This is a genomic window from Ruegeria sp. BG6, assembly GCF_056538465.1.
Map to the genome: position 1 here is coordinate 98823 of NZ_JBQFTB010000015.1, position 21683 is coordinate 120505.

The following is a 21683-nucleotide window of genomic DNA, read 5'->3' on the forward strand; positions in this document are numbered from 1 at the left end:
TTCTTGGCCCATGCGCGCCCGCGATGCAAGTGGTTCATGCCCGCCGAGATTTTGGGGTGTCAGCCGTGCAATGTTCCCAGTTCGGGGGTTTCCTCATCCGCCGTTTCATCTGACCAGTTTGTGCGCCATATTTCTGCTGACCAGTGCCCGCAATGGACTGCGGGCCGGTCAAAGCCGGGTAGGGGTGGCAATTGGGGTTGGATGACAACATCATGACGCGGCACGGCGAAATACGGAAAGGAATACCGTTCCCGCCCCGAGCGGTTGACGACCCGGTGCGGAGTTGATTTCAACCGTCCCCCCGACCAAAGCTCCAGCATGTCGCCGATATTGACGACAAAGCCACCGGGCGGGCAATCCGGAGTAATCCAGTCTCCGGCCCGCGTCTGAACCTCGAGCCCGCCGACGGGATCGGGCGCGATGATGGTCAGTGCGTCGGTGTCTTTGTGCGGATGAATGCCATAGCCCGCTTCCTCGGCGGCCTGAGGCGGGTAATGCAGCAAAGTCATATTGGTCATCGGGTCGCGGAACGCGTCGCGCAGACTGTCCGGCTCAAGCTTCAACCCGACTTCCAGCGCCCCAAGCAAATGGTCTGTGACGCGATCCAGTTCAGCCCAGTAATTCAGGATGATGTCCTGTGCGCCCGGGACTTCGCGCGGCCAGAGATTTGGCCCGTACAGGGCGCAGTCCTGACGGATACGCGCATCCGATGAGGTTTCGAAGTGCAGCTTGTAGCCTTCGTATTTGTCGGCGGTCCCCGATCCGTCGTTCGGGGTAAAAAATCCCATGGGAATATAGCCGCGATAATTGTCACGGGTGATGGCCTGATCCCATTTGCTGCTGTCATCGACGCCGAAGATCTCACGAACGCAGTCCCGAACCTGCTCGACCATATTCGAGGGAACGCCGGTGCCTGTAATCGATAGGAAGCCGATGCTGGTGCAAGCGTCCAGGATTTGCTGAACGGTGGTGTCAAAGCCCGGATGAGCCTTGTCGTTCAGAGGGGCAATGTCGATTGTAGGTATATGGTCCATCAGTTGATCCTCACCCCCTGGCGTTCAAGTTCGGCGTGAACCGGGCTCAGGTTCAATTCGTGCACGTCCTGATTGCTTTTGAGGGACAACGCCGCTGCAATTCCGGCACCCTGACCCATGACAGCACAACAGGCCATGTTTCGGGTCGCGGCATGGGCGACGCGGTCTGCGCCGTGCGAACGCCCCGCCACCAGCAGGCCCCGCACGCCTTTTGGCAGCATGGATCGGTAAGGGACCTGCATGTATCGGCCTGTGGTCGGTAAGATCAGGATGCCATAGCCGTCGATGAACTCGGGGTAGATGCCGATCGTGTCTTTGAACCGACCCTGATGGCGGGCGTCATCCTCGGTCATGTTATAGATCGCGTCGATCTTACGGGTGTCGCGGATGCCGATAGTCATCCCAAAGTTCCGCAGACGGGCGTTTTCACAACCGGGCATGAACCGGCGCAGCGCGTCAATGGCCAGCACCGACTGACGTCGGCCCTCGATCTCGCCGCGCGTCAGGCTGTCGGGGTCGGTGCCGTCTATCTCGGCGAGATGGATGAGGTTCATGTAGGTCAGCTCACCCGTGTCATGCATTGCGCCCCATGTACCGGCGATGGTGTTCAGATGCGGCGGGATCAACCCTTTATCAATGGCTTGTTGGAACGGTTTGTGCACGAAGGGCGAGAACATGTCGTCTTCTTTGCCGCTCGTCTCGATGTTCCACTCACCGCCGCCGCCCCAGTCCTTGTAGGTCTGCGGGTCGGATTTGACACCTTCCATAAATGCGCGTTTGTCGACACCGGCCAGATGGAACATGACCGAGGCCGCCATCATGTCTTCGCGTGGTGTCTTGTGGGTCGGTGCGCCTGCACGATGGGCCACATCAGCGTCCCCGGTGGCATCTATCACCACCTTGGCCAGTATCGCCTCGCGTCCTGCCTTGGATTCGGTGATGATCCCGGTGATCCGGTTGCCTTCCATGATCGGCGCAACAAACTGACGGTGCAGCATCGGATGCACGCCGGCCTCTTCGACCAGCTTGTCTGCCACCAGTTTGAAGCCCTCGCTGTCGAGCTCATAGCTTAGCGACTGGCTTTCCGGCACCGCAGCGCCCATCTCCTTGGCACGGGTTTCGAACTCCATGCCGATGCCGCCAGCTTCGACCGTCTGTTCGTGGCGATACCAGGCGAAACCTTCGACCCCGACAGCGGTGATGTTCCCCCCCATGCAACCGAAGCGGTCGACCAAGGACACTTCCGCCCCCGCCCGTGCCGCTGCCAGTGCGGCGGCAAGGCCGGCGGGGCCGGAACCTACAACAAGAACGTCGGTCTGATGAACTACGGGGATCTGGCGGGCGGGTTCCTGAATGGTTTGCACGGGGATCTCCTGAGAAAATGTTCCCGCTACCATCTTGAATGCTGACTGGCGGGTCAATCAAAAAACCGACTGCTCGGAGGTCGCAAAATCGCCAATGGCCGATTGCCCCCGGCGGGGCTTTGCAATAAGCAGCTTTGAAGTCGAATTCTCACCTTTGAAGGTCATACAATGCGCCTCAGCCGTTACTTTCTGCCCGTTCTCAAGGAAACCCCCTCCGAGGCTCAGATCGTCAGCCACCGGCTGATGCTGCGTGCCGGGATGATCAAGCAAGCCACGGCCGGGATTTATTCGTGGCTGCCGTTGGGTTTCAAAGTTCTGCGCAAGTTGGAAAACATCGTCCATGAAGAACAGGCGCGGGCGGGTCATATCGCCATCCAGATGCCTATTTTGCAATCCGCGGACCTGTGGCGGGAATCCGGACGTTACGACGATTACGGTCAGGAAATGCTGCGAATGCAGGACCGTCACGGGCGCGACATGTTGTATACGCCAACGGCCGAGGAACTGGTGACCGACATCTTCCGTGGCCATGTAAGCAGCTACAAGGATCTGCCGCTGACCCTCTATCAGATTCAATGGAAATTCCGCGATGAAATCCGCCCCCGCTTCGGCGTGATGCGTGGTCGTGAATTCTATATGAAGGACGGCTACAATTTCGACCTGAACAAGGAAGACGCGCTGCACGCGTATAACCGCCATCTGGTCAGCTACCTGCGCACTTACGAGCGTATGGGGCTGCAAGCCATCCCGATGCGCGCCGATTCCGGCCCCATAGGTGGTGACGACACGCATGAGTTCCTGGTTTTGGCTGATACCGGCGAGTCCGAAGTTTTCTATGACAGCGCCGTTACCGATCTGACCTTTGGCGACCGCGAGATCGATTATGACAACCGCGAGCAGTGTCAGGCGATCCTCGAGGAGTTCACCTCGAAATACGCGCGCACCGACGAAACCCATGACGAGGCGCTGTTCAACCAGATCCCGGAAGAGCGCCGCCGCGTGGCGCGCGGAATCGAGGTCGGCCAGATCTTCTATTTCGGCACCAAGTATTCCGAACCGCTGGGTGCAACCGTGCAAGGCCCCGACGGTAAGCCGGTTCCGGTTCACATGGGCAGCCACGGCATCGGTGTAAGCCGCCTGATCGGCGCGATCATCGAAGCCAGCCATGACGACAAGGGCATCATCTGGCCCGAGGGCGTGACCCCGTTCCATTGCGGTATCGTCAACCTGAAACAGGGTGATGAAGAAGCGGATGCGGCTTGCGACAAGATCTACAAGGCACTGACCGCGCTGGGGCTTGAGCCGCTTTATGATGACCGCAACGAGCGGGCAGGGGGCAAATTCGCAACCATGGACCTGATCGGCCTGCCGTGGCGCATCACTGTCGGTCCGCGCGGCCTGAAGAACGGCGTGGTCGAACTGACCAGCCGTCGCACCGGCGAAAGTGAGGAACTGAGCCCCGAGGCCGCGGTCACCAAGATCGCCGGGATTTATGAGCAGATCGCCTGAGCAGACCGACACGCCGCTGATCTCGGTGATCACGGCGACTTACAACCTGCTGTCCCAAGGGCGGCAGGACAGTTTTCTGGGCGTCATCGAATGCATGGCGCGGCAGAACTGCGTTCGGGCCGAGCATGTCATTCAGGATGGCGTTTCGTCGGATGGAACAACTGCGTTTCTGAATGAGGCGACGGCAGACGCCCTGCGTACACGCGTGATCAGCGCACCGGATGCCGGTCTGTACGATGCGATGAACAAGGGGGCACAGGCCGCGCGCGGAACGTATCTGCTGTTCCTGAACTCGGACGACGCTCTGGCGTCAGATGATGTGCTTAACATGGCGGCGGATCGGCTTGAGGCAACCGCGCCCGATTTCCTGTTCGGGTCGACACTGCGCAAACACGCGGACGGATACGAAAGCCGGGAGAAACGGATGTCACTTACGGCGGTCCTGCAGCGGATGCCGTTCTGCCATAACTCGGTTTTCATTAAACGGGATGTCTTTCTTGCACTGGGCGGACATGACACGCAGTTTCGCGTTGCCGCCGATTACGACCTGATGCTGCGCCTGGTCGGCGGCGGCTATCAGGGTGAGCGGATGGATGATCCGGTCTCGTTGTTCTGGGAAAGAGGTGTGACCAGCGACGATGAGGCAACAGGGCAGGACTATGCCCGTGTCTGGATGCAATACTACGCGGATTTCAAGACGGCCCATGAGCTGACGCAGCAGGATTTCTTTGGGTACTATCGGCGCGGACACATGCCGGCCAACCTGATGCTTGAAGTTCTGCGTCGACCCGATACGCCCGAGGCGATAAAACGTGCCGCGCGCCATTGCCTGTTAAAGACCCTGCGCCGTTCGGTGCAGTTTTGGCGAAAGTTCTAGTTTCTTAATTCAAGTGCCGTTCCGGGATGGACGTGCCGCAAGAACTTCTCCATCTGCCTGCCCGCCATGGGCGACGACAATCGGACGCCCAAGCTTACGCACCAGATCCTTGAATTCGAACCCAAGAAAACGCAGTCCGCAAACCCTCTCGCCGGATGTTCTGTCGGTGATGCACAGGCGGCCCTTTCGGAATGCCAGCCTGTATCCTTTGTCTTTCAGGATGTCCGCCAGGCTACCCCAGCTTGCCGCGCTGGCGAATAACGGGCGGATTGCTGCGCGCAGCAGAGCCGCTGTTTCGCAATCGAGTTCTGTTGATGCCGTTCGGGCCACAATAGAACCCGACACCTCAGTCTTCCGCTTAATTAACATGAGCGACCCCCGCTCTGAAATGTGTTCCCCCAATACAGGGTGTCAAAATTTCTCAGAATAATCAAAATTTGAAATAAAATTACTCTGAAAATGTTGCATTTTGAGTTCAATAATTCACGCAATACCCGCATTGATATCATAGGTGAAACAATTCAGCGCTGTCTGTGAAGGATGTCACAACTATTGGTGTAGCCCACTTGTTGCTCTGTCGCCTTAAGCCCGAGCCCTCCCTGGCGGAAAGACGGCGTTTGATTCGTTCCGGCATTGCAATTGCCGGGCTGGACACAAGATATCAGAGTGGTAAATCGGTCTGGTTCAGACGGGGGATACGGGCGTGCTGAGTTTTGCAACGGTTGTGTATTCCAAGGACTATCCCTTGCTGGAATTGCAGGCGTTGTCATTTGCCCGGTTCGTTGACCCCCGAAGCGTCGCATCGATCCATGTCATCATGAACGACATTGACGAGGCGTCGCTCAGACAGAAGATCGATCCAATCCTGCCGTCCTATGGCCCGTTGCTGCCCAAGGTTAAGGTGCTAAGCGGCGACGACGTATTGCTGGGCACCGGGCATTGTTCAGAACGGCCCTGGCGTGACCGGGTCCTGATCGAGAACCGTTTCCGGATTCCGTTTGCCCGAAAAGGCGGGTGGCGGGGCAACAACGGGTATCGCGCTCAGCAGGTGCTGAAACTGGGTGCCGCACGCGTGGCAGGTGCCGAGAATATCGTTATCTTGGATACCAAGAACGTGTTTTTGCGCGCTTTCGAGCAATCTGAGTTCTTTTCACAGGATGGCGCTGCCCAAATCCCGTTCATTCCGGTTCAAAGCGATTTTCACCGCAATTGGTTGTCTGAGAGTTTGGAGGCACTTGGGGTTAACAAGCCCGATACCGCCGATCTTGAAACAACGAACTTTGCGACACCGTTCCCGGTCCGACGATCACTTGTTTTGGCGCTGCTGGACGAAATCAATGCGCGTTACGGTTCGGTGCAGGCTCTCTTTGCGTCGCGGCGGCGGCCTTCCGAGTTCATGCTACTTAACGCGTTTTGTATGGGCTCACCTGAAGGTTACGGACCTTGGTTTCAGCCGATTGAAAACAACAGCGTCGGTTTGTGGCCTACCTATTCGCAGGACGTTCTGAGCGCGCAGGTGACACGACTGGACGATCCGCAGTCACTCAGCCTTGGATTGCACAATCGGGCGGTTTCGAAACTACCCGATGATCTCCGCGAACGGGTATTCCGAGCATTGGAAAGCCGCGGCATCAGCGACCCGGCCAGAACAAAGGCTGTATTGGATCGAACTTCGGCCCTTTCCGGCTAGCACAGTCACTGGCGGCGACAAGTCGCTTGACCATCCGGGCAAATGCCGAAAGGGTCGCCGCAAACAGAAAAACCGGAGCAGGCATGGCCACCACACCCCCGCCCTTTGCCCCTTTTGAATGGAAAATCGCCTGGCGTTATCTGCGTGCCCGCCGCGCCGAAGGCGGCGTCAGCGTGATGACCTGGATTTCCCTGATCGGGATCACTCTGGCCGTGTTTGCCCTGATCGCGACCCTGGCGGTGCGGTCCGGGTTCCGGTCCGAGTTTGTCGGTACCATTTTGGGTGCCAACGCGCATGTCACCGTCTATTCGGCTGGCCAGATCGGCCAGCAGGGCAACGTGGACAGGACGATTGCGGATTTTGACAGCATGGCTGCGCGGATCGCGCAGGTTGACGGGGTCAAGCGGGCCGCGCCATTGGTCAAGGGACAAGTGCTGATCACCAACCGCGACCGCAGCAGCGGGGTCGAGGTCTTTGGCATTCGCCCCGACGATCTGCGTGATTTGCCGGGTATTGCTGAAAGTGAACAAGCCATTGGTGATCTGTCCGGGTTTCAGGACGGCGAAGAAGTTGTTGCCCTGGGTTCGGGTGTCGCGCGCAGCATTGGCGCGACCGTCGGCGATACGATCAAGCTGACCTCGCCCAACGGGGTCAAAACCGCCTTTGGCACGTCGCCGCGGGTGAATGCTTTCCGCGTGGTCTATGTCTTTTCGGCCGGCCGCTACGATACTGACCGGACCAGGGTCTACATGCCGTTTGACAGGGCGCAGAGCTTTTTCAACCGCGAAGGTGTCGCGGACGAGATCGAGGTAATGGTAACGCAGCCCGAGACTCTCAACCCGATCCTGATACCGATACTCGAAGCCGCAGGCGAACGCAGCCAGATCTGGACATGGCAGGACGCTTCGGGCGGGTTCCTGCGTGCGCTCGAGGTCGAGGACAACGTGATGTTCATCATCCTGTCGATCCTGGTGCTGATCGCGGCGATGAATATCGTCTCCGGCCTGATCATGCTGGTCAAGAACAAGGGGCGGGACATCGGCATCCTGCGCACCATCGGTCTGAGTGAAGGGTCCGTTCTGCGGGTGTTTTTCATTTGCGGCGCATTTACCGGCATCATCGGAACGGTGATGGGCGTGGTCCTTGGATGCCTGTTCGCCATCTATATCGATCCGATCTTTTCCTTCGTGAACTACGTCATGGGCGGCGGTGTCTGGGATCCGTCCATTCGCGGCATCTACGCTTTGCCCGCCGAATTGCACCTGACCGATGTGCTCAAGGCGGTCGCGCTTTCGTTGGGTCTGTCCTTTCTTGTCACCTATTTCCCTGCTCGTCGCGCGGCGCGGCTGAACCCGGTTGAGGCGCTGCGCTATGAATGATTTGACGATGCGGCTGAACGGTCTGACCAAGACCTATCTGAGGGGCACGCCGGGCGAGGTTCAGGTTCTGCGCGGTGCAGATCTGGAACTGCGCGCGGGTGAGGCTGTGGCGCTGGTGGCACCGTCGGGTGCGGGAAAGTCGACGCTGCTTCATATTGCCGGGCTTCTTGATGCCCCAGATGCCGGATCGGTTGAAATTGCGGGTCAGGATGCCTCGGGCAAGGGCGACCGTACCCGCACAGCGTTGCGGCGGCGCGATGTGGGATTTGTCTATCAGTTCCACCATCTGCTGCCGGAATTCACGGCGCTTGAGAATATAACCCTTCCGCAACTAGCCAATGGTGTATCCGAAAAAGCTGCCCGTGAACGGGCCATGTCACTGCTGGCGCGGGTTGGGGTTGCGTCCCGCGCCGATCATCGCCCGGCGGCTCTGTCAGGAGGAGAGCAACAGCGCGTTGCATTCTGCCGGGCGCTGGCCAATGCGCCGCGCGTTCTGCTGGCGGATGAACCGACCGGCAATCTGGACCCTGAGACCTCGGATCAGGTTTTCGATGCGCTGATGTCACTTGTGCGGGGTGAGGGGCTTTCGGCGTTGATCGCCACTCACAACCCGGATTTGGCCGCGCGGATGGACCGGATCGTGCGGCTGGACGGCGGTGTTCTCAAGCCAGTTGAGTGATGGCGACGCCAACTGCCATGACGGCGATTCCGCCCGCCCGCATCCAGGTCAGCGGTGTGATCTGGGCGCCGAATAGACCAAAATGGTCAATGGCGGCTGCACTGATCAACTGGCCCAGAAGGACAAAGAACACTGCGTTCCCAACGCCAAAATGCGGGGCCACGTGGGTGATGGACAACACATAAAAGGCGACCAGAACGCCGCCGAGGAACAGGTGTTTCGGGGCTTCTGAAACTTTTGAAAGCGCGTCGAAGCCGGGAAACACCAACATGACCAGCGCCGAAGCGGTCAGGGCAACGGCGAACAGAACCACCGCCGCCGTGGTCGGCGACCCGATCAGTTTACCCAAGGCCGCATTCAGACCCGCCAGCAGAGGCACGCCGACCCCGGCTGCCAGCATGATGGCTGCGTATTGTGTCATTGCCCGATCCTTTGCCCTTGTTGCGTTGATCTGGATCATTGCCCCTAGCCGCAGAACGGGCAAGCCTGCAATTGCCAATCCTGACAGGAGATTACGATGAAAATGTCCGCCGCCCGGGTCACATTTCTGACAGCCGTCTTTCTGGCGTCGCAAGCGCCAGCGCAGGATGCCGAAAATGGTGGCCATTTGTACCTGCGCCACTGCGCCACCTGTCACGGGATCGAAGCAACGGGTCAGGGTCCGATGGCCGGTGTTTTGGTTATTCAGCCCACTGACCTGACCAAATTGGCGGGTGCCAATGGGGTGTTTCCACGGGCAAGAGTTGTGGCACGGATCGACGGGCGCGATCCTCTGGTCTCGCACGGCAGCCCGATGCCTGTGTATGGGCCGTTCTTCGAAGGGCAGGACACGGCCATCAAAACGCATGATGGTCAGCCTATTCTGACGAGCCAGCCGATTGTCGATCTGGTCGCCTATCTGGAAACGCTGCAAAAGTGACGGTGATCAGCTGCAAATGCCGTTGATTTCCGCGCCCCGCCACGGCAGGGCGACGTCACGCTCGCGCCCCTTCTCGGGCAGCGGTGACAGGTCGAAGTGCACACCCAGCATGTCGTGCAGACGCTGCGTGCGGGCCGCCTGGGGATCCAGCGCCCGGCAGCACACATATTCCTCGACGATCGCGCCCTGTTGTTCAAACCCGTAAGAAAGGAAGTCAGGCGAAGTTGCGAGGTCGAACAAATAGGGATCCTTGCGTCCGCCATGTTCTGCCGCCGCGCGTAAAGGATGATACCCGGTGGTTTCGCGGTTCTGCCACTGCCAGACATGGGTCAGTTCATGGGCCAGCAGCATCGCGGCTATCAGGTTCATTTCGTCCGGAAATCCGGACATGTAATTCTCAAGATACCAGTCACGCGAGAAATAGACCCGGTTGAACAGGGCCACTGCGGCAGGGGTGCTGGTAACAAGCCCCTCTTCGGCCGGTGGCAGAATGCGATCCCGGCAGGCCAGACGCGGTCGCGACTCGCGGTAGTATGTAATGGGCAGCACGGGCGCGCCATCGACAAGTCTGACGCGATCAATGTTCAGGCTTTTGCCCTGAATGGTATCGGTAAACGCGCGTTCGGTCTCTGTCAGCGGGCGGCTGCAGGACGCAAGCAGAAACAGGGCGACTAGCATAACGCGAGTGATCATGCCTTGCAGCCTAGTACGACGCATTCCGCCTGCAAGGTGATTTTAGAGGCTCATTGCCAGAACACGGCTGATTTCTGTCAACGATCGGCCGGATTGCTCCATCCATGTGTTAAAAGCCTGCTGCACTGCGGCCATTGCCTTTTTCGACGTAGCGGGCCTGTCAATGATGCCTTCGGCGATCAGCCGCGCGGTGACGTCCTGTGACAATATAAAACTGTCACGCCCGGCAAACCGCATTGCATATTGAGCCGACGCCCCACCAAGGCGCGCCCCGCGTTTGGCCAGCATGGCCAGCAGGCCAATGTAGTCGTGCGAAGGCCAGCCTCCCAGAACCTGACCCGCTCCGCCTTCTTCACGCAGTTCCAGCAGAAACGCGGCGTTGTCCCGAACGGCGGCGATCTTTGTTCCGTTGCGCACGACACGCGTGTCCTGCAGCAGGCTGTCGAATTTTTCGTCGTCCATGAAGGCACACCGCCCGACATCAAATCCGTCAAATGCCGTTTCGAACCCATTCCACTTGGATTCGATGACTTTCCAGCTGAATCCCGCCTGAAAAATGGTCTTTGTTATTGTCGACAACCAACGGTCGTCCGGCATGGCGGCCAGCTCAGCGGCGCTTTTGGGTTTGCTCAGCTTTTCCTCCAGCCTGTCAGGGCCGCCATGCCGGCCGGCGGCAATGCTGTAGATTTCGTCAAAATGGCGCATCATTCGGTTCCTCCGGCGCTAGTGTTTCCTTTTTGTTCCTTTCTGGCAAGAGGGCAAGTGGCGCCCGGTTGGCCGGGTTCAATAGATCGCGAGTATTGAGAAATGCAGAAATTTAGACGGTTTTGCAAAGAAATGCTCGACAAAACAGGGGATTCGGGTTTGTGATTGACTCGTCAATCAATATCCGGTGCCCTGGCAAACCTCAACAACAAGCCAGGACGGTGCAGTTGCGTTGCAAAGCGGGTGGGGGAAATCGCGCCAAAAAAGTGAAATTAGCTTAGCTCTGGTGTCAGTGTTCACTTTCCTTTTCCGGCTAAATTTGTGCATGTTGCGACATGGTATTGTCACCAGACAAGTCAGCCGGCGTAAAAACGCGTCGGGGTGGGCAAAACAAAGAAGACAGGGAGAAAAATCATGAAAAAACTGAGTGTAAGCCTTTTGGCCCTTGCGGTCGCGGGATCGGCACAGGCGGCGGATTTGGGCGCCGTGGACGAGCCCATCAAGCTGGCGATCAACGAATGGACCGGTCAGCACGTTACAACGCATGTCGCGGGCGAGATGCTGAAGGCCGCAGGATATAACGTTGAATACGTGACGGCAGGCATGATGAACCAGTTCCAGGCGCTGGCCGATGGTGACATCGACGCAACGCTGGAAATCTGGTCGTCCAACGTGTCGGACGAATATGCCAAGAAAATCGACGAAGGCACCGTGGTCGAAATCGGCGATCTTGGGCTGGATGCCAAAGAAGGCATCGCATACCCGGCCCATGTGGCCGATCTGTGCCCCGGCCTGCCTGCTTGGGAAGCGCTGAAAGACTGCGCGCAGGTCTTTGCCACGGCCGAGACACTGCCCGGCGGGCGTCTGGTCGACTATCCTGCGGACTGGGGTACACCCGGCGCGGATCGTATGACGGGTCTTGAACTGCCGTTCAAAGCGGTTCCTGCGGGCTCGGAAGGTGCTCTCATCGCGGAATTGCGCGCTTCGACTGAACGCAAGTCGCCGCTGCTGATCACATTCTGGCAGCCGCACTGGGCGATGTCGGCCTATGACGTGCAATTCGTTGACCTGCCTGCGGGAGAAGAGGCTTGCTTCAACGATCCGGCCTGGGGTCCGAACCCGAACGCGGTGAATGATTGCGACTTCTCGCCTTCGCGTATCTTCAAAGCCGGTTGGAGCGGCATGGAGGAGAAATGGCCGGCCGCGTACGAGATCCTGACCAACTACCAACTGGCGGTCGAAGACCAGCAGCCGATGATGGGTGCGATCGACGTTGACGGCGGCTCGGTCGAAGAAGTTGTCGCCGCTTGGATGGCCGAGAACGAAGGCAAATGGCGTCCGGTCGTCGACGCGGCAACCAAGTGAGCCGCATAAGTGACTGACGCAAACACGCCAGCCATTGCCTGCCGGAATCTCTGGCAGGTCTTTGGCCCTGGTGCTGACAAAGCCCTGACCGACGCGCTGTCTCGGTCAGGGAACGACTCTGACAAAGCCGCCGCCGATCTGCGCGAAAAAGGGTTGATTCCGGCCGTTCAGGACGCGAATTTTGAAGTCCAGGAGGGCGAGCTTTTCGTCATCATGGGGCTTTCGGGGTCGGGCAAGTCCACGTTGATCCGGTGTATCTCGCAGTTGCTGCCTGGAACGGGCGGAGAAATCCATGTGGACGGCGAGAATGTCATTGGCGCATCAAAGAAGACGCTGACCGAGTTGCGCCGCAAGAAGCTGGGCATGGTGTTCCAGCATTTTGGTCTGTTCCCGCACATGACCGTTGCCGAAAATGTGGCCTACCCGCTGCGTGTTCAGGGTGTTGGCAAAAAGGAACGTCTGGCCCGCGCTCAGGAAGTAATATCGCTGGTCGGATTGGAAGGCCGCGAAGACAGTTTCCCGCGCCAGCTTTCGGGCGGTCAGCGCCAGCGTGTTGGCATCGCACGGTCATTGGCCGTGAATCCCGATATCTGGTTTCTGGACGAGCCGTTTTCGGCCCTCGACCCCCTTATCCGCCGCCAGTTGCAGGATGAGTTCCTGCGCATTCAGGCGACGCTGAAGAAATCCATCGTCTTCATCACGCACGACATTCAAGAGGCGCTGAAGCTGGCCGACCGGATAGCGATCATGCGCGATGGCAAGATCGTTCAGATCGGAACGCCCACGGATATCGTGCTGCGCCCGGTCGACGACTACGTGCGCGAATTCTCGAAAGATGTGGCCAAGGGCCAGCACGCCAAGGTCGCCTCGGTCATGCGCGGAGGCGAAAGTGAGTGTGGGCCGGATGATCCGGGACTGACCACGGCGATGACGCTGGACGCCGCCCTTGCACATTGCATGGAACTGTACGAACCGGTGCCTGTGCGTGACGAGGCAGGCAACATCGTCGGTAGTGTCCACCCGTCGGATCTGGCTGCCGCGCTTCAGGTGGATGACACATGACCGCGGCTACGGATATTCCTGCGCATCGGGCGCGGCTGACCGCAGGCGCGCAGGCGGCCCTGATCACCGTGATCGTCGGTGCCGTCTGTCTTGCACTGGAAGGCGTCGCCCCGTGGCTGGTGAAATGGCCCACCGCGTGGGAACTGCCCGCGACCCAATGGGTGGGCGCGTTCCTGGACTGGTTCCTGAACGGTATCAAACCCGCCATGCGGTTGTTTTCCGATCTGATGACCTATCCGATGAATGCGGCCAACTATGTGCTTGCCAATACCCCGTGGCCGATCCTCATCGGTCTTGTCACGGCATTGGGCTGGTATCTCGGCGGCTTGCCGATGGCGGCGTTGGGGTTCTTCGGCCTCAGCTTTGTCCTGGCCTCAGGCTACTGGGCCGAGAGCATGAACACCCTGGCGCTGGTCGCTGTCTCGGTGCCGGTCGCGCTGATCGTTGGCGGAGCGATCGGTATCCTCGCGAATGAGGTGCCAAAGGTAAAATCCTTTGTGCAGGCGGTGCTGGACGTGATGCAGACTGTGCCGACTTTTGCCTATCTGACGCCGCTGCTGCTGCTCTTTGGTTTCGGCCCCGTTGTTGGTCTGATCGCCTCGGCAATCTACGCCGCGCCGCCGATGGCGCGAAACGTGATGCTGGGCCTCGAAAGGGTCGAGCCCGAAATCAAAGAGGCTGCCATCATGTCCGGCGGCACCCGGTTTCAGCAACTGTTTCAGGTGGAAATCCCCGCCGCCGCGACGCAGATCATGGTTGGTGTGAACCAATGTCTGATGGCGGCGCTGTCGATGGTGATCATCGCCGCAGTCATCGGCGGGTTCAACGATATCGGCTGGGAGGTTCTGCTGACCATGCGCAAGGCGCAATTCGGTGAATCCCTGCTGGCCGGTCTGGTGATTGTGGTTTTCGCCGTGGTGATCGACCGGATGAGCGGCACTCTGGCGACCGAGCGCAAACGTTATGACCAACGCGTCGTTTGGGCTGTCCTGGGCTTTACCGTGCTGTTCACGGCCGCCTTTTGGGCATGGCTTCCGAATCCGTCCGAACTGACGCTTCTGGACCCCATGGCCGAAGCGGTCGACAGCGGTCTGACGGCGTTCACACAGGCGAACGGACCGTGGCTGGATGCGCTCAAGAACAACTCGCTGTTCTATGTTCTGTTGCCGTTGCGGATCGGTCTTGATCAGGCGGTTCTGCCTTTCACCTGGGGGTTCCAGTGGACACCTGGGATGAGTTATGGCCTGTTCGCGGCCGGTGCTGGCATCACCCTGCTGATGGCGTGGCGCGGGCACCTGACCGGCGGACTGGTCGTGTTGATCCTGATTGGCATGCTGGAAACCGGCATTGCCAACTTGCCTTGGCCGTTTGTCCTGACCGGAACAGCCGCCCTTGGCTGGGTTGCGGGCGGCTGGCGTCTTGCAGCGCTGTCGGTGGGGCTGCTCTGCACCATCCTCATCTCGGGCCTGTGGGAGAGAGCGCTGCTGTCGCTTTATCTCAGCGGAGCGGCGGTGTTTTCCTGCGCCGTTGTTGGCGGGCTGATCGGTCTGGCCAGCGCGGTGTGGGAGCCGGTGTGGAAAATCGTCCGCCCGATCTGTGACATGCTGCAGACGATTCCGCTGTTCGTGTTTCTGATCCCGGTGCTGATGGTGTTTCAGATTGGCGAGTTCTCTGCCTTTCTGGCGATCTGCGCCTATGCCATCGTCCCGATGATCCGCTACACGCGGCACGGACTTGTCAATACGCCGGAAGAGATGATGGAGGCCGCCATTTCAAGCGGCGCGACCGAGTGGCAGATCATGCGTGACGTGCGTGCGCCTTACGCGGCGCCGACCATCCTGCTGGGGTTGAACCAGACCATCCTTTATGCCTTTGCCATGCTGGTGATTGCTGCGCTGATCGGGACAACCGGTCTGGGCCAGTCGATCTATCTGGCGCTAGGGCAGGCCGATGTGGGGCTTGGTATCTCGGCTGGTGCCGCGATGGCAATCCTGGCGCTGATTGCCGACCGCATGGTGCAGGGCTTTGCCGAAGAACGGCGTAAGGCACTGGGCTTGTGAACAAGGGCAGGGGCAGCGTATCTGCCCCTACGCCCGACTTGATTTCGGACAAGGACCACCCCCGCGCCGCAGCCTAAACCGGGCGCAATATGTTCGGAGTTTATCATGACCGGTTGGGCCCTCTTCCTTGCAGCGCTGATCACCTTCCTTCTGACCCACGTTGTCCCGGCTCGTCCCGCCGTGCGTGGCAGGCTGATCGAAACGATGGGGCGCAGGCGGTATTTCGCGACCTATTCCGCCTTGTCCCTGCTGGTGCTGGGCTGGCTTGTCGTCGCGGCCGCGCGGGCGCCGTATGTTGAAGTCATACCGCCTTTTGCGCTCTTTCGCTGGATACCGCTGCTGATCATGCCGATTGCCTGCTGGCTGGCCATAGTGGGGCTGTCGATCCAGAACCCGTTTTCGTTCGGAGGGCTGGGACACCGCGCCTTTGACCCCGAGAACCCGGGCATCCTGCGCACAACGCGCCATCCGGTTTTGGCAGCGTTGATGTTGTGGGCCGGCGCGCACCTACTGGCCAATGGCAGCCTGTCCCATGTCATCCTTTTCGGGCTATTCGCGGGTTTCGCTGTAATGGGTATGGCGCTGATCGACCGCCGCAAGGCGCGGGCGATGGGTATCGAATGGACGCGTCTGTCGCGCAACACCGCGCGCTTCTCGCTACGCGCACCGCGCCCATGGCCGGGCAAATGGTCCGGTCTTGTCGCGCTTGCCGTATTTGCGGTTCTGCTTCACCTGCACACACCTGTGATTGGCCTTTCCCCTCTGCCTTGACGCGAGGTGTGGCCGAGCACAGACATGCGTGCTATCTGGAATGTCATGTATTTGTACGAAGAGGGTCTCTGAATGTACCTGGCCTATGTCACCACCACCGATCGCGGCGCAACCGACCGCCTGCTGAGCGCTGTGGCCGAGCATCTTCTGAACGCTGACGCGCGACTGGCTGGTGTGGTTCAGACCAACACCGAATGCGCGGACAGCAGCAAATGCGATATGGACGTCCGGGTGTTGCCAGCGGGTGAGACCATTCGGATTTCCCAGTCTCTGGGCACCCAGTCGCGCGGTTGCCGTCTTGACCCGGCCGCGCTGGAGCAGGCCGTCGGATATGTAACTGCTTCTCTGGACGACAATCCGCAGCTTCTGATTATCAATAAGTTCGGCAAACACGAGGCGGACGGCCGCGGCTTCCGCCCTGTCATCGCTGAAGCCCTGGCGCGGGATATTCCCGTTCTGGTCGGTGTCAACGGCCTGAACAACGAGAAATTTCAGGAGTTCACAGGAGGCACCGCTGAGGAAATCACACCTGACCTGCAAGAGATCGTCAGCTGGTTCAATCAGGTAACGGCCCAACGCGCGACAGCGGCCTGAGTCAGCCATTCTCGCTTCAACGGCGGTGAACCCTCGTGACAACGTGCTCAGTCAGGATTATCGATTGTTCGCAGGAAGATATGGAGGCGAGTACCGGAATCGAACCGGTGTACACGGATTTGCAATTTTGGCTGCGTCGTGTTCACGGATACCCAGCTTTTCGGCAATTATTGCGTCGATCCGCTGCTGAATGATGGCGTCCAAGTCCATTTGATTTTCCCTAAGTTAGAGAGTCATAGGTCATTGATAACATGTGACTAATAGCAATTTATTGTTTGTCAGGCCAGCCGGTTGTGCCGATGCTGGCCCCATGCCTAGACTGTATAAAAATTGGACGAAGGCCAGAGTGTTGGCCGACGCGAAACGCTACCGGCACCCGAGCGAATGGAAGCGGGACAGCCGGGGCGCATACCGTGCCGCTGAACGCGGTGGATACCTGAAGCAAGCAACCAAACACATGATCCGAAAGCACCGCTGGACGCCGGAACGTCTGCGGGAAAGCACGGCTGGTTACATCGTGTTTTCACAATAGTCCAATTCGGAGCGCGCTGCTTATCAGGCTGCGTGGCGTGCTGGGATGCCGGATGAAATACGAGCGTTGTTTACGCTCTAAAAAAGCCAAAGGGCCGATGGTGGCAGGTGTGGCTGACCTGAACTGACGCGATCCATCGGTGACGAAAAACCCCCGGCCTGTGGTGGGTCGGGGGCAAACAAAACAACAACCCCAATGCCAAAGGATCGTCAGATGCCAAGCAATATAACACCCATCCAGCCCGACCAGCAAACATCTTGGGATCGCGCGTTCCAAGAACGCAATTGGCTGATCTTCGGTTTGCACCAACGTGAAGGTCAGAAAGTGGGTAAATTTCCGACCGATCTGATTCCATCAGAATATTGGGAAGAACGCGTCCGTTTTGATGCCCCGGTGTCGGTCGTATATGCCGCGCATTACACCTACGCCGAAGCGGTCCATCTGGTCCAAACCTTGCAGCCATGCGGCAAGGCGGAAGGCTATGCGATCGGATACCTGCCCAGGCCCGACAGCGTCCTGACCATTGGCGATCTGGACAATTGCCGCGACCCGGTGACGGGCAATATCGAACCGTGGGCACTGGAAGTGCTGGGTGCCGCAAAGACCTATGCCGAAGTGTCCGCCAGCGGCACCGGCATCCGCCTGCTGATGGAACGGATGGAAGGCGACGACCAACACAAATCTGGTGAACGCAATTGCGCTGGTTTTTTCGCCAACGGCACGCGGGGGGCTGTCCTGACGTTTGCACCCTTGCCGGGCTATGAATTGCCGCCACAGTGCGCCCCAGCGGTCCGTGACGCGATCCTGAAGCGTCGTGGCGTGATGAAAAGCAAGGGCGAGGCCCAGAGCATAACCGACCCGGTGCCGCCCGAACTGGTACGCCTGTTTTTGGAAGCCCTGCCGAACAATGATCTGGAATATGACCCCTGGCTTGAAATCGGCTACGCGGTCAAAGCGAGTCTGGGCAATGCCGGTGCGGACCTGTTCGCCCAATGGTCCGCACGCGCACCGAAGAACAACCCCGAATTCACCATGAAGACGTATCTGGGACTGGACCCGGAAGACATCACGTTTGGCACCCTGCACGAAGCCGTGCGTGCGGCTTTTGGTGGCCAGTTGCCGCCACAGCTAGGCGTAGCCATGGGACAGCGGCGTTTCGAGCGTGCTGCGGCCCAAATGCGGCCCGTCAGCGGGTCAGAAGGCGATCCATGGGCCGACATACCCGACTGGGACATGGACGGCGTTCTGGTGCCCGATCTGATCGACGCCTGTGATCTGGCCCAACATACCCCGAAGCCCCGTGAATGGACCGTTGCTGATCTGGTGCCGCGCAAGCATGTGACGCTGTTGACCGGGAATGGTGGTGTCGGCAAATCCCTGCTGGCCCTGCAACTGGCAACCTGCATTGCGACCGGCTTGCCGTGGGTCGGTCAGAATGTGTCAGTTGGGGGTGCTTTGTTCATCAGCGTGGAAGACGACATGGATGAACTGCATCGCCGCATGGTGGACATCAGTGCCGGTCTGGGCATCAATCTTGGCATGGTGGGCAACCTGCGTATCTGGTCGCTGATGGGTCAGGAAGCGGTCATGGCAAAAACCGGCTTCGACGGGATCGTCCAACCAATGCCACTATTCCACCGGATAAGGGAACAGGCCATGCAGGTGCAGCCCGAAGTGATCGTGCTGGACACGCTGGCCGACCTGTTTGCTGGGGATGAAAACAGCCGGTCCGAAGGCACCCAGTTTGTTCAGTTGCTGATCGGCATGGCGAAGGAATTCAATTGTGCTGTCATCCTGCTGGCCCATCCATCGAAGTCGGGCATGGCATCCGGTGACGGAACATCTGGCAGTACGTCTTGGCACAACAAGGTCCGATCCCGTCTGTACCTGACCCGTGAAGCTGCCCCGGATGGAATGGAACCCGACCCCAAAAGCCGGGTCGTGGAACACATGAAAGCGAATTACGGATCGGATGATCACCGGCTGCGGATCAGATGGGATGGTGGAATGTTCCATCCGTCCGGTGCGCCGCAGATCGCAGAAGACAATGAAGCGATGATCCTGTGGGAAGCTGAGTTCATGCGGATGCTGGATGAACGGAATGGTCAACAGCGTTATGTCAGCGCATCACCCAGTATGATCTATGCGCCGAAAGTGTTTGCCGATGCTGGTAATGGGATCACGAAAAAGCAATTCCAGATCGCGATGGATAGATTATTCAATAAAGGCGTGATCGAAATACAGGAAATAACAAACTCGGATTATAAGCGTCGTTCGTATATTTTCCGGAAATTATCGTGATCAGTAATTTGCGCCAACCCGTCCGCCAACCTACCGCCAACCATCCGCCCGCCAACCCCTATATACTACGTATATAGTAGTGTGCTTGGCGCACACACTACTATACTTATACTTGTATGGTATTGGGGGATGGATCGATAAATTATCGGATAATTACTGATCGATAAAATCCCTAGTATTCCAACAGCGGATCGCCCGTGGATCGGCAGCAGATAATTACTGATCGATGGTGGATCGATGACGGACCGATGATGATTGGGCCGTGGATCGTTTGGGGCGGGGTGGTCCGAAACACAACCGTAGGGACGCTTACCGCGACGGGTCGAGAATCTTTTTGAAACTGACACAAATTGACCGATAGCGACTGCGACGATCTATCAGCACAACATTGATTTTTGGGGATCAAATTACCGTCTAATTACGTCGGATTGGATCGATCTATCCGGTATTGTAAAAATCCTTGCCGAATTATGATAAGGTAACATAATACCCCCTGACACGCGCCTCAGCCTGTGCGTGCCCCTTGCTATGGATCGACTATGCCCAGCAAACGAAAACGCCCACCCAAGGACCAGAGGATCGCCAGCCATGCAGCCAGCCAACATGCGTCAAGGCCAATTCGCAGCAGCCAATGCCGATCTGGCGACAGCGTTAGACCGGTGCGAAACGTGCGGTCAGATCGATCAGGTACAGGTCAGCTATCTGGGACAGTACAGCCAACCGTTCGACGTTGATTGTTTGATCGGGCGCTGCGAGCGGTGCATCCGGCTTGGCAATACAACATTGGTCAAAGTGAGGTTGGCAGCTGACACTGTTTGAACAGTTCGCAGCATTGGAAAGCCGCGCGATGAATGCAGTGATGACCGACAATCGCGGCACCCAAGGCCGCACCTTTCCGGCGCACCGCACAATCGACCCGCAAGGTAATCCCCGGATCTAACGACGCACCCGTCAGCTATTGGGACCCGGAACATGCAGAAGGCCTTGCTGCGTTCAACTCTCATACCGCAGGCAGAACTCAAGGATGCGGAAGCAACGCTGGATTTCACAAATCGCCTCATTCTTGCTGAAATGCTCAAAGACCTACCTTTTGCAGTAGTCAGGCAGGAATTCTGCGAAAGGCACAACGCGCTTTGCTGCGTTTCCCTTTTTGGCTCGCTGTAGACCTATCAAGCAAGCGTCAGCGGACGCGTATTAGTCAATCGATCCAAAGGCGGCTTTGTCCGCGAAGCGGGTGTTCATGTGGGTTAAACATGCCGCGTTGCGGCTAACGGCAGCTTCGTCCGCAGAGCAGTCGTTCAATGAATTGGCCTAACGACCGCACTGAGCCAGCGGTCGCCAAACGATGATCACTCAAATAGGCCGCTAGATTTCCCCAAATCAACATAACACGTTTTGCTGCGAAGATTATCCAGAACGTCTTCTTCGACCATTTGGGGATCGGAATGATAATCAGTGATGCCGGTCCCTTCCAGCATGCGGTTCATTAAATTGAAAAGCCCGCAGACCTGTATCGCATCAAAAAGTGCCTTCTCAGTCCAGCCAGCTTCAAAAACAGCTTTTGCGTCGGCTTCGGTCATGCGCGATGGGGTGGTCGTAAGCTTGCCAGTATAGGACAGCACTGGCTTTAGCCGGTCGCCAATGTCGGCATTTTCAAGGTCATTCATCATCGCCTCGATGGTGCTGACTTCAACGCCAAAAGCCTTGGCGTGTACCTTATGCGCCCCAAAACAAAACGCGCATGCATTCAAACCCGAAACATACGCAGCAATGATCTCGCGTTCAGCAATGCTGAGTTCGCTCTCACCTCTCATGACCCTGTTTTGGTACTCGGACAGTGGTCCAAGTTTTTCGGGAAAAGCGCTGTAAATATGGCTAAGACTCGCACCGTCGGGCAGGGATGGAAACAGGCGTTTCATATCAAATCCTCACAAAATCATCTGATTGTACCGTAGTGGAAATCTGCGTTTTGGCGAACAAGCGATCCTCCAAAGGGTTGCTCTGATGTGTGTGGGCGTGAAACCTGATATTGGTGCAAGCACATCGAACGGCCGTTTCGTCCGCATTGCGGTCGTTCGCCCAATCGGAACGGATGTCTACTTTGCGGGACACCTGTCGATTGCATCGCTTACATTGGGCTATCTGTTTA

General features: G+C 58.2%; 22 protein-coding genes. 14 read left to right on the forward strand and 8 right to left on the reverse strand.

Annotated features, from left to right (window positions below):
* Positions 1-59: 59 nt before the first annotated feature.
* Positions 60-1034 (reverse strand): isopenicillin N synthase family dioxygenase, encoded by a 975-nt coding sequence (locus ACR0JW_RS20800; protein WP_480714388.1) that lies wholly within the window; start codon positions 1032-1034, stop codon positions 60-62.
* Complete coding sequence (locus ACR0JW_RS20805; RefSeq protein ID WP_480714389.1) at positions 1034-2398, reverse strand: FAD-dependent oxidoreductase; 1365 nt, start codon at positions 2396-2398, stop codon at positions 1034-1036. Before ACR0JW_RS20805 ends, ACR0JW_RS20800 begins: the two co-directional genes overlap by 1 nt.
* A gap of 168 nt (positions 2399-2566) precedes the next feature.
* Here ACR0JW_RS20805 and proS point away from each other — a divergent pair, with 168 nt between their 5' ends.
* Together proS and ACR0JW_RS20815 are read left to right on the forward strand one after the other, a co-directional pair.
* A complete protein-coding gene (gene proS, locus ACR0JW_RS20810) occupies positions 2567-3907 on the forward strand; it encodes a proline--tRNA ligase (RefSeq protein ID WP_170681984.1) in 1341 nt (446 codons plus the stop codon).
* Complete coding sequence (locus ACR0JW_RS20815) at positions 3891-4784, forward strand: glycosyltransferase (RefSeq protein WP_170681983.1); 894 nt, start codon at positions 3891-3893, stop codon at positions 4782-4784. The genes proS and ACR0JW_RS20815 overlap by 17 nt, the downstream gene beginning before the upstream one ends.
* A gap of 9 nt (positions 4785-4793) precedes the next feature.
* On the opposite strand, the gene ACR0JW_RS20820 is transcribed toward ACR0JW_RS20815, so the two are convergent.
* Positions 4794-5153, reverse strand: a complete 360-nt coding sequence (locus tag ACR0JW_RS20820; RefSeq protein WP_170609968.1) for a hypothetical protein — start codon at positions 5151-5153, stop codon at positions 4794-4796.
* A gap of 334 nt (positions 5154-5487) precedes the next feature.
* Here ACR0JW_RS20820 and ACR0JW_RS20825 point away from each other — a divergent pair, with 334 nt between their 5' ends.
* From ACR0JW_RS20825 to ACR0JW_RS20835, 3 genes are all read left to right on the forward strand, one after another.
* On the forward strand, positions 5488-6474 hold the full coding sequence (locus ACR0JW_RS20825) for a DUF6492 family protein (protein ID WP_170681982.1): 987 nt from the start codon (positions 5488-5490) through the stop codon (positions 6472-6474).
* A gap of 83 nt (positions 6475-6557) precedes the next feature.
* A complete protein-coding gene (locus ACR0JW_RS20830; RefSeq protein ID WP_480714390.1) occupies positions 6558-7853 on the forward strand; it encodes a lipoprotein-releasing ABC transporter permease subunit in 1296 nt (431 codons plus the stop codon).
* Positions 7846-8532: an ABC transporter ATP-binding protein gene (locus ACR0JW_RS20835; protein ID WP_170681980.1), complete on the forward strand. Its 687-nt coding sequence runs from the start codon at positions 7846-7848 to the stop codon at positions 8530-8532. The genes ACR0JW_RS20830 and ACR0JW_RS20835 overlap by 8 nt, the downstream gene beginning before the upstream one ends.
* Here the strand turns inward: ACR0JW_RS20835 and ACR0JW_RS20840 are convergent.
* The gene (locus ACR0JW_RS20840) at positions 8516-8953 is read right to left on the reverse strand and encodes a DMT family transporter (protein WP_170681979.1); all 438 of its coding nucleotides are present in this window, start codon (positions 8951-8953) and stop codon (positions 8516-8518) included. The two genes, ACR0JW_RS20835 and ACR0JW_RS20840, sit on opposite strands and share 17 nt — an antisense overlap.
* 96 nt (positions 8954-9049) lie before the next feature.
* Between ACR0JW_RS20840 and ACR0JW_RS20845 the strand changes: the two genes are divergently transcribed.
* Complete coding sequence (locus tag ACR0JW_RS20845) at positions 9050-9451, forward strand: c-type cytochrome (protein ID WP_170681978.1); 402 nt, start codon at positions 9050-9052, stop codon at positions 9449-9451.
* Between the two features lie 6 nt (positions 9452-9457).
* Here the strand turns inward: ACR0JW_RS20845 and ACR0JW_RS20850 are convergent, their stop codons facing one another.
* Positions 9458-10144: a hypothetical protein gene (locus ACR0JW_RS20850; RefSeq protein ID WP_170681977.1), complete on the reverse strand. Its 687-nt coding sequence runs from the start codon at positions 10142-10144 to the stop codon at positions 9458-9460.
* Positions 10145-10186: 42 nt separating this feature from the next.
* Positions 10187-10849, reverse strand: a complete 663-nt coding sequence (locus ACR0JW_RS20855; protein WP_480714392.1) for a DNA-3-methyladenine glycosylase I — start codon at positions 10847-10849, stop codon at positions 10187-10189.
* A gap of 414 nt (positions 10850-11263) precedes the next feature.
* On the opposite strand from ACR0JW_RS20855, the gene ACR0JW_RS20860 reads away from it, so the two are divergent.
* The 7 genes from ACR0JW_RS20860 to ACR0JW_RS20890 all read left to right on the forward strand — a co-directional run bounded on the left by ACR0JW_RS20860 (position 11264) and on the right by ACR0JW_RS20890 (position 19534).
* Positions 11264-12214 carry an ABC transporter substrate-binding protein gene (locus ACR0JW_RS20860; RefSeq protein ID WP_170681976.1) on the forward strand — a complete coding sequence of 317 codons (951 nt, stop codon included), beginning with the start codon at positions 11264-11266 and terminating at the stop codon, positions 12212-12214.
* A gap of 9 nt (positions 12215-12223) precedes the next feature.
* The gene (locus ACR0JW_RS20865; RefSeq protein WP_170681975.1) at positions 12224-13276 is read left to right on the forward strand and encodes a betaine/proline/choline family ABC transporter ATP-binding protein; all 1053 of its coding nucleotides are present in this window, start codon (positions 12224-12226) and stop codon (positions 13274-13276) included.
* Complete coding sequence (locus tag ACR0JW_RS20870; RefSeq protein ID WP_170681974.1) at positions 13273-15336, forward strand: ABC transporter permease subunit; 2064 nt, start codon at positions 13273-13275, stop codon at positions 15334-15336. The genes ACR0JW_RS20865 and ACR0JW_RS20870 overlap by 4 nt, the downstream gene beginning before the upstream one ends.
* A gap of 105 nt (positions 15337-15441) precedes the next feature.
* Complete coding sequence (locus tag ACR0JW_RS20875; protein WP_170681973.1) at positions 15442-16107, forward strand: NnrU family protein; 666 nt, start codon at positions 15442-15444, stop codon at positions 16105-16107.
* Between the two features lie 72 nt (positions 16108-16179).
* Positions 16180-16701, forward strand: a complete 522-nt coding sequence (locus tag ACR0JW_RS20880) for a DUF2478 domain-containing protein (RefSeq protein ID WP_170681972.1) — start codon at positions 16180-16182, stop codon at positions 16699-16701.
* Positions 16702-17050: 349 nt separating this feature from the next.
* The gene (locus ACR0JW_RS20885; protein ID WP_170681971.1) at positions 17051-17233 is read left to right on the forward strand and encodes a hypothetical protein; all 183 of its coding nucleotides are present in this window, start codon (positions 17051-17053) and stop codon (positions 17231-17233) included.
* Between the two features lie 213 nt (positions 17234-17446).
* The gene (locus ACR0JW_RS20890; RefSeq protein ID WP_170681970.1) at positions 17447-19534 is read left to right on the forward strand and encodes an AAA family ATPase; all 2088 of its coding nucleotides are present in this window, start codon (positions 17447-17449) and stop codon (positions 19532-19534) included.
* 651 nt (positions 19535-20185) lie between these two features.
* Here the strand turns inward: ACR0JW_RS20890 and ACR0JW_RS20895 are convergent.
* Complete coding sequence (locus ACR0JW_RS20895; RefSeq protein ID WP_170681969.1) at positions 20186-20404, reverse strand: hypothetical protein; 219 nt, start codon at positions 20402-20404, stop codon at positions 20186-20188.
* 87 nt (positions 20405-20491) lie between these two features.
* On the opposite strand from ACR0JW_RS20895, the gene ACR0JW_RS20900 reads away from it, so the two are divergent.
* A complete protein-coding gene (locus ACR0JW_RS20900) occupies positions 20492-20698 on the forward strand; it encodes an L-rhamnose isomerase (RefSeq protein ID WP_480714393.1) in 207 nt (68 codons plus the stop codon).
* Positions 20699-20883: 185 nt separating this feature from the next.
* Here the strand turns inward: ACR0JW_RS20900 and ACR0JW_RS20905 are convergent, their stop codons facing one another.
* Complete coding sequence (locus ACR0JW_RS20905; protein WP_480714391.1) at positions 20884-21453, reverse strand: carboxymuconolactone decarboxylase family protein; 570 nt, start codon at positions 21451-21453, stop codon at positions 20884-20886.
* Between the last annotated feature and the right edge of the window lie 230 nt (positions 21454-21683).

What these genes read in the sequence shown, in the direction of transcription:
- ACR0JW_RS20875 (WP_170681973.1), top strand. Translation starts at nt 15,442, where the DNA reads ATGACCGGTTGGGCCCTCTTCCTTGCAGCGCTGATCACCTTCCTTCTG.
- ACR0JW_RS20870 (WP_170681974.1), top strand. Translation starts at nt 13,273, where the DNA reads ATGACCGCGGCTACGGATATTCCTGCGCATCGGGCGCGGCTGACCGCA.
- ACR0JW_RS20815 (WP_170681983.1), top strand. Translation starts at nt 3,891, where the DNA reads ATGAGCAGATCGCCTGAGCAGACCGACACGCCGCTGATCTCGGTGATC.
- ACR0JW_RS20850 (WP_170681977.1), bottom strand. Translation starts at nt 10,144, where the DNA reads ATGATCACTCGCGTTATGCTAGTCGCCCTGTTTCTGCTTGCGTCCTGC.
- ACR0JW_RS20855 (WP_480714392.1), bottom strand. Translation starts at nt 10,849, where the DNA reads ATGCGCCATTTTGACGAAATCTACAGCATTGCCGCCGGCCGGCATGGC.
- ACR0JW_RS20905 (WP_480714391.1), bottom strand. Translation starts at nt 21,453, where the DNA reads ATGAAACGCCTGTTTCCATCCCTGCCCGACGGTGCGAGTCTTAGCCAT.
- ACR0JW_RS20840 (WP_170681979.1), bottom strand. Translation starts at nt 8,953, where the DNA reads ATGACACAATACGCAGCCATCATGCTGGCAGCCGGGGTCGGCGTGCCT.
- ACR0JW_RS20800 (WP_480714388.1), bottom strand. Translation starts at nt 1,034, where the DNA reads ATGGACCATATACCTACAATCGACATTGCCCCTCTGAACGACAAGGCT.
- ACR0JW_RS20830 (WP_480714390.1), top strand. Translation starts at nt 6,558, where the DNA reads ATGGCCACCACACCCCCGCCCTTTGCCCCTTTTGAATGGAAAATCGCC.
- ACR0JW_RS20880 (WP_170681972.1), top strand. Translation starts at nt 16,180, where the DNA reads ATGTACCTGGCCTATGTCACCACCACCGATCGCGGCGCAACCGACCGC.
- ACR0JW_RS20860 (WP_170681976.1), top strand. Translation starts at nt 11,264, where the DNA reads ATGAAAAAACTGAGTGTAAGCCTTTTGGCCCTTGCGGTCGCGGGATCG.
- ACR0JW_RS20845 (WP_170681978.1), top strand. Translation starts at nt 9,050, where the DNA reads ATGAAAATGTCCGCCGCCCGGGTCACATTTCTGACAGCCGTCTTTCTG.
- ACR0JW_RS20820 (WP_170609968.1), bottom strand. Translation starts at nt 5,153, where the DNA reads ATGTTAATTAAGCGGAAGACTGAGGTGTCGGGTTCTATTGTGGCCCGA.
- proS (WP_170681984.1), top strand. Translation starts at nt 2,567, where the DNA reads ATGCGCCTCAGCCGTTACTTTCTGCCCGTTCTCAAGGAAACCCCCTCC.
- ACR0JW_RS20835 (WP_170681980.1), top strand. Translation starts at nt 7,846, where the DNA reads ATGAATGATTTGACGATGCGGCTGAACGGTCTGACCAAGACCTATCTG.
- ACR0JW_RS20890 (WP_170681970.1), top strand. Translation starts at nt 17,447, where the DNA reads ATGCCAAGCAATATAACACCCATCCAGCCCGACCAGCAAACATCTTGG.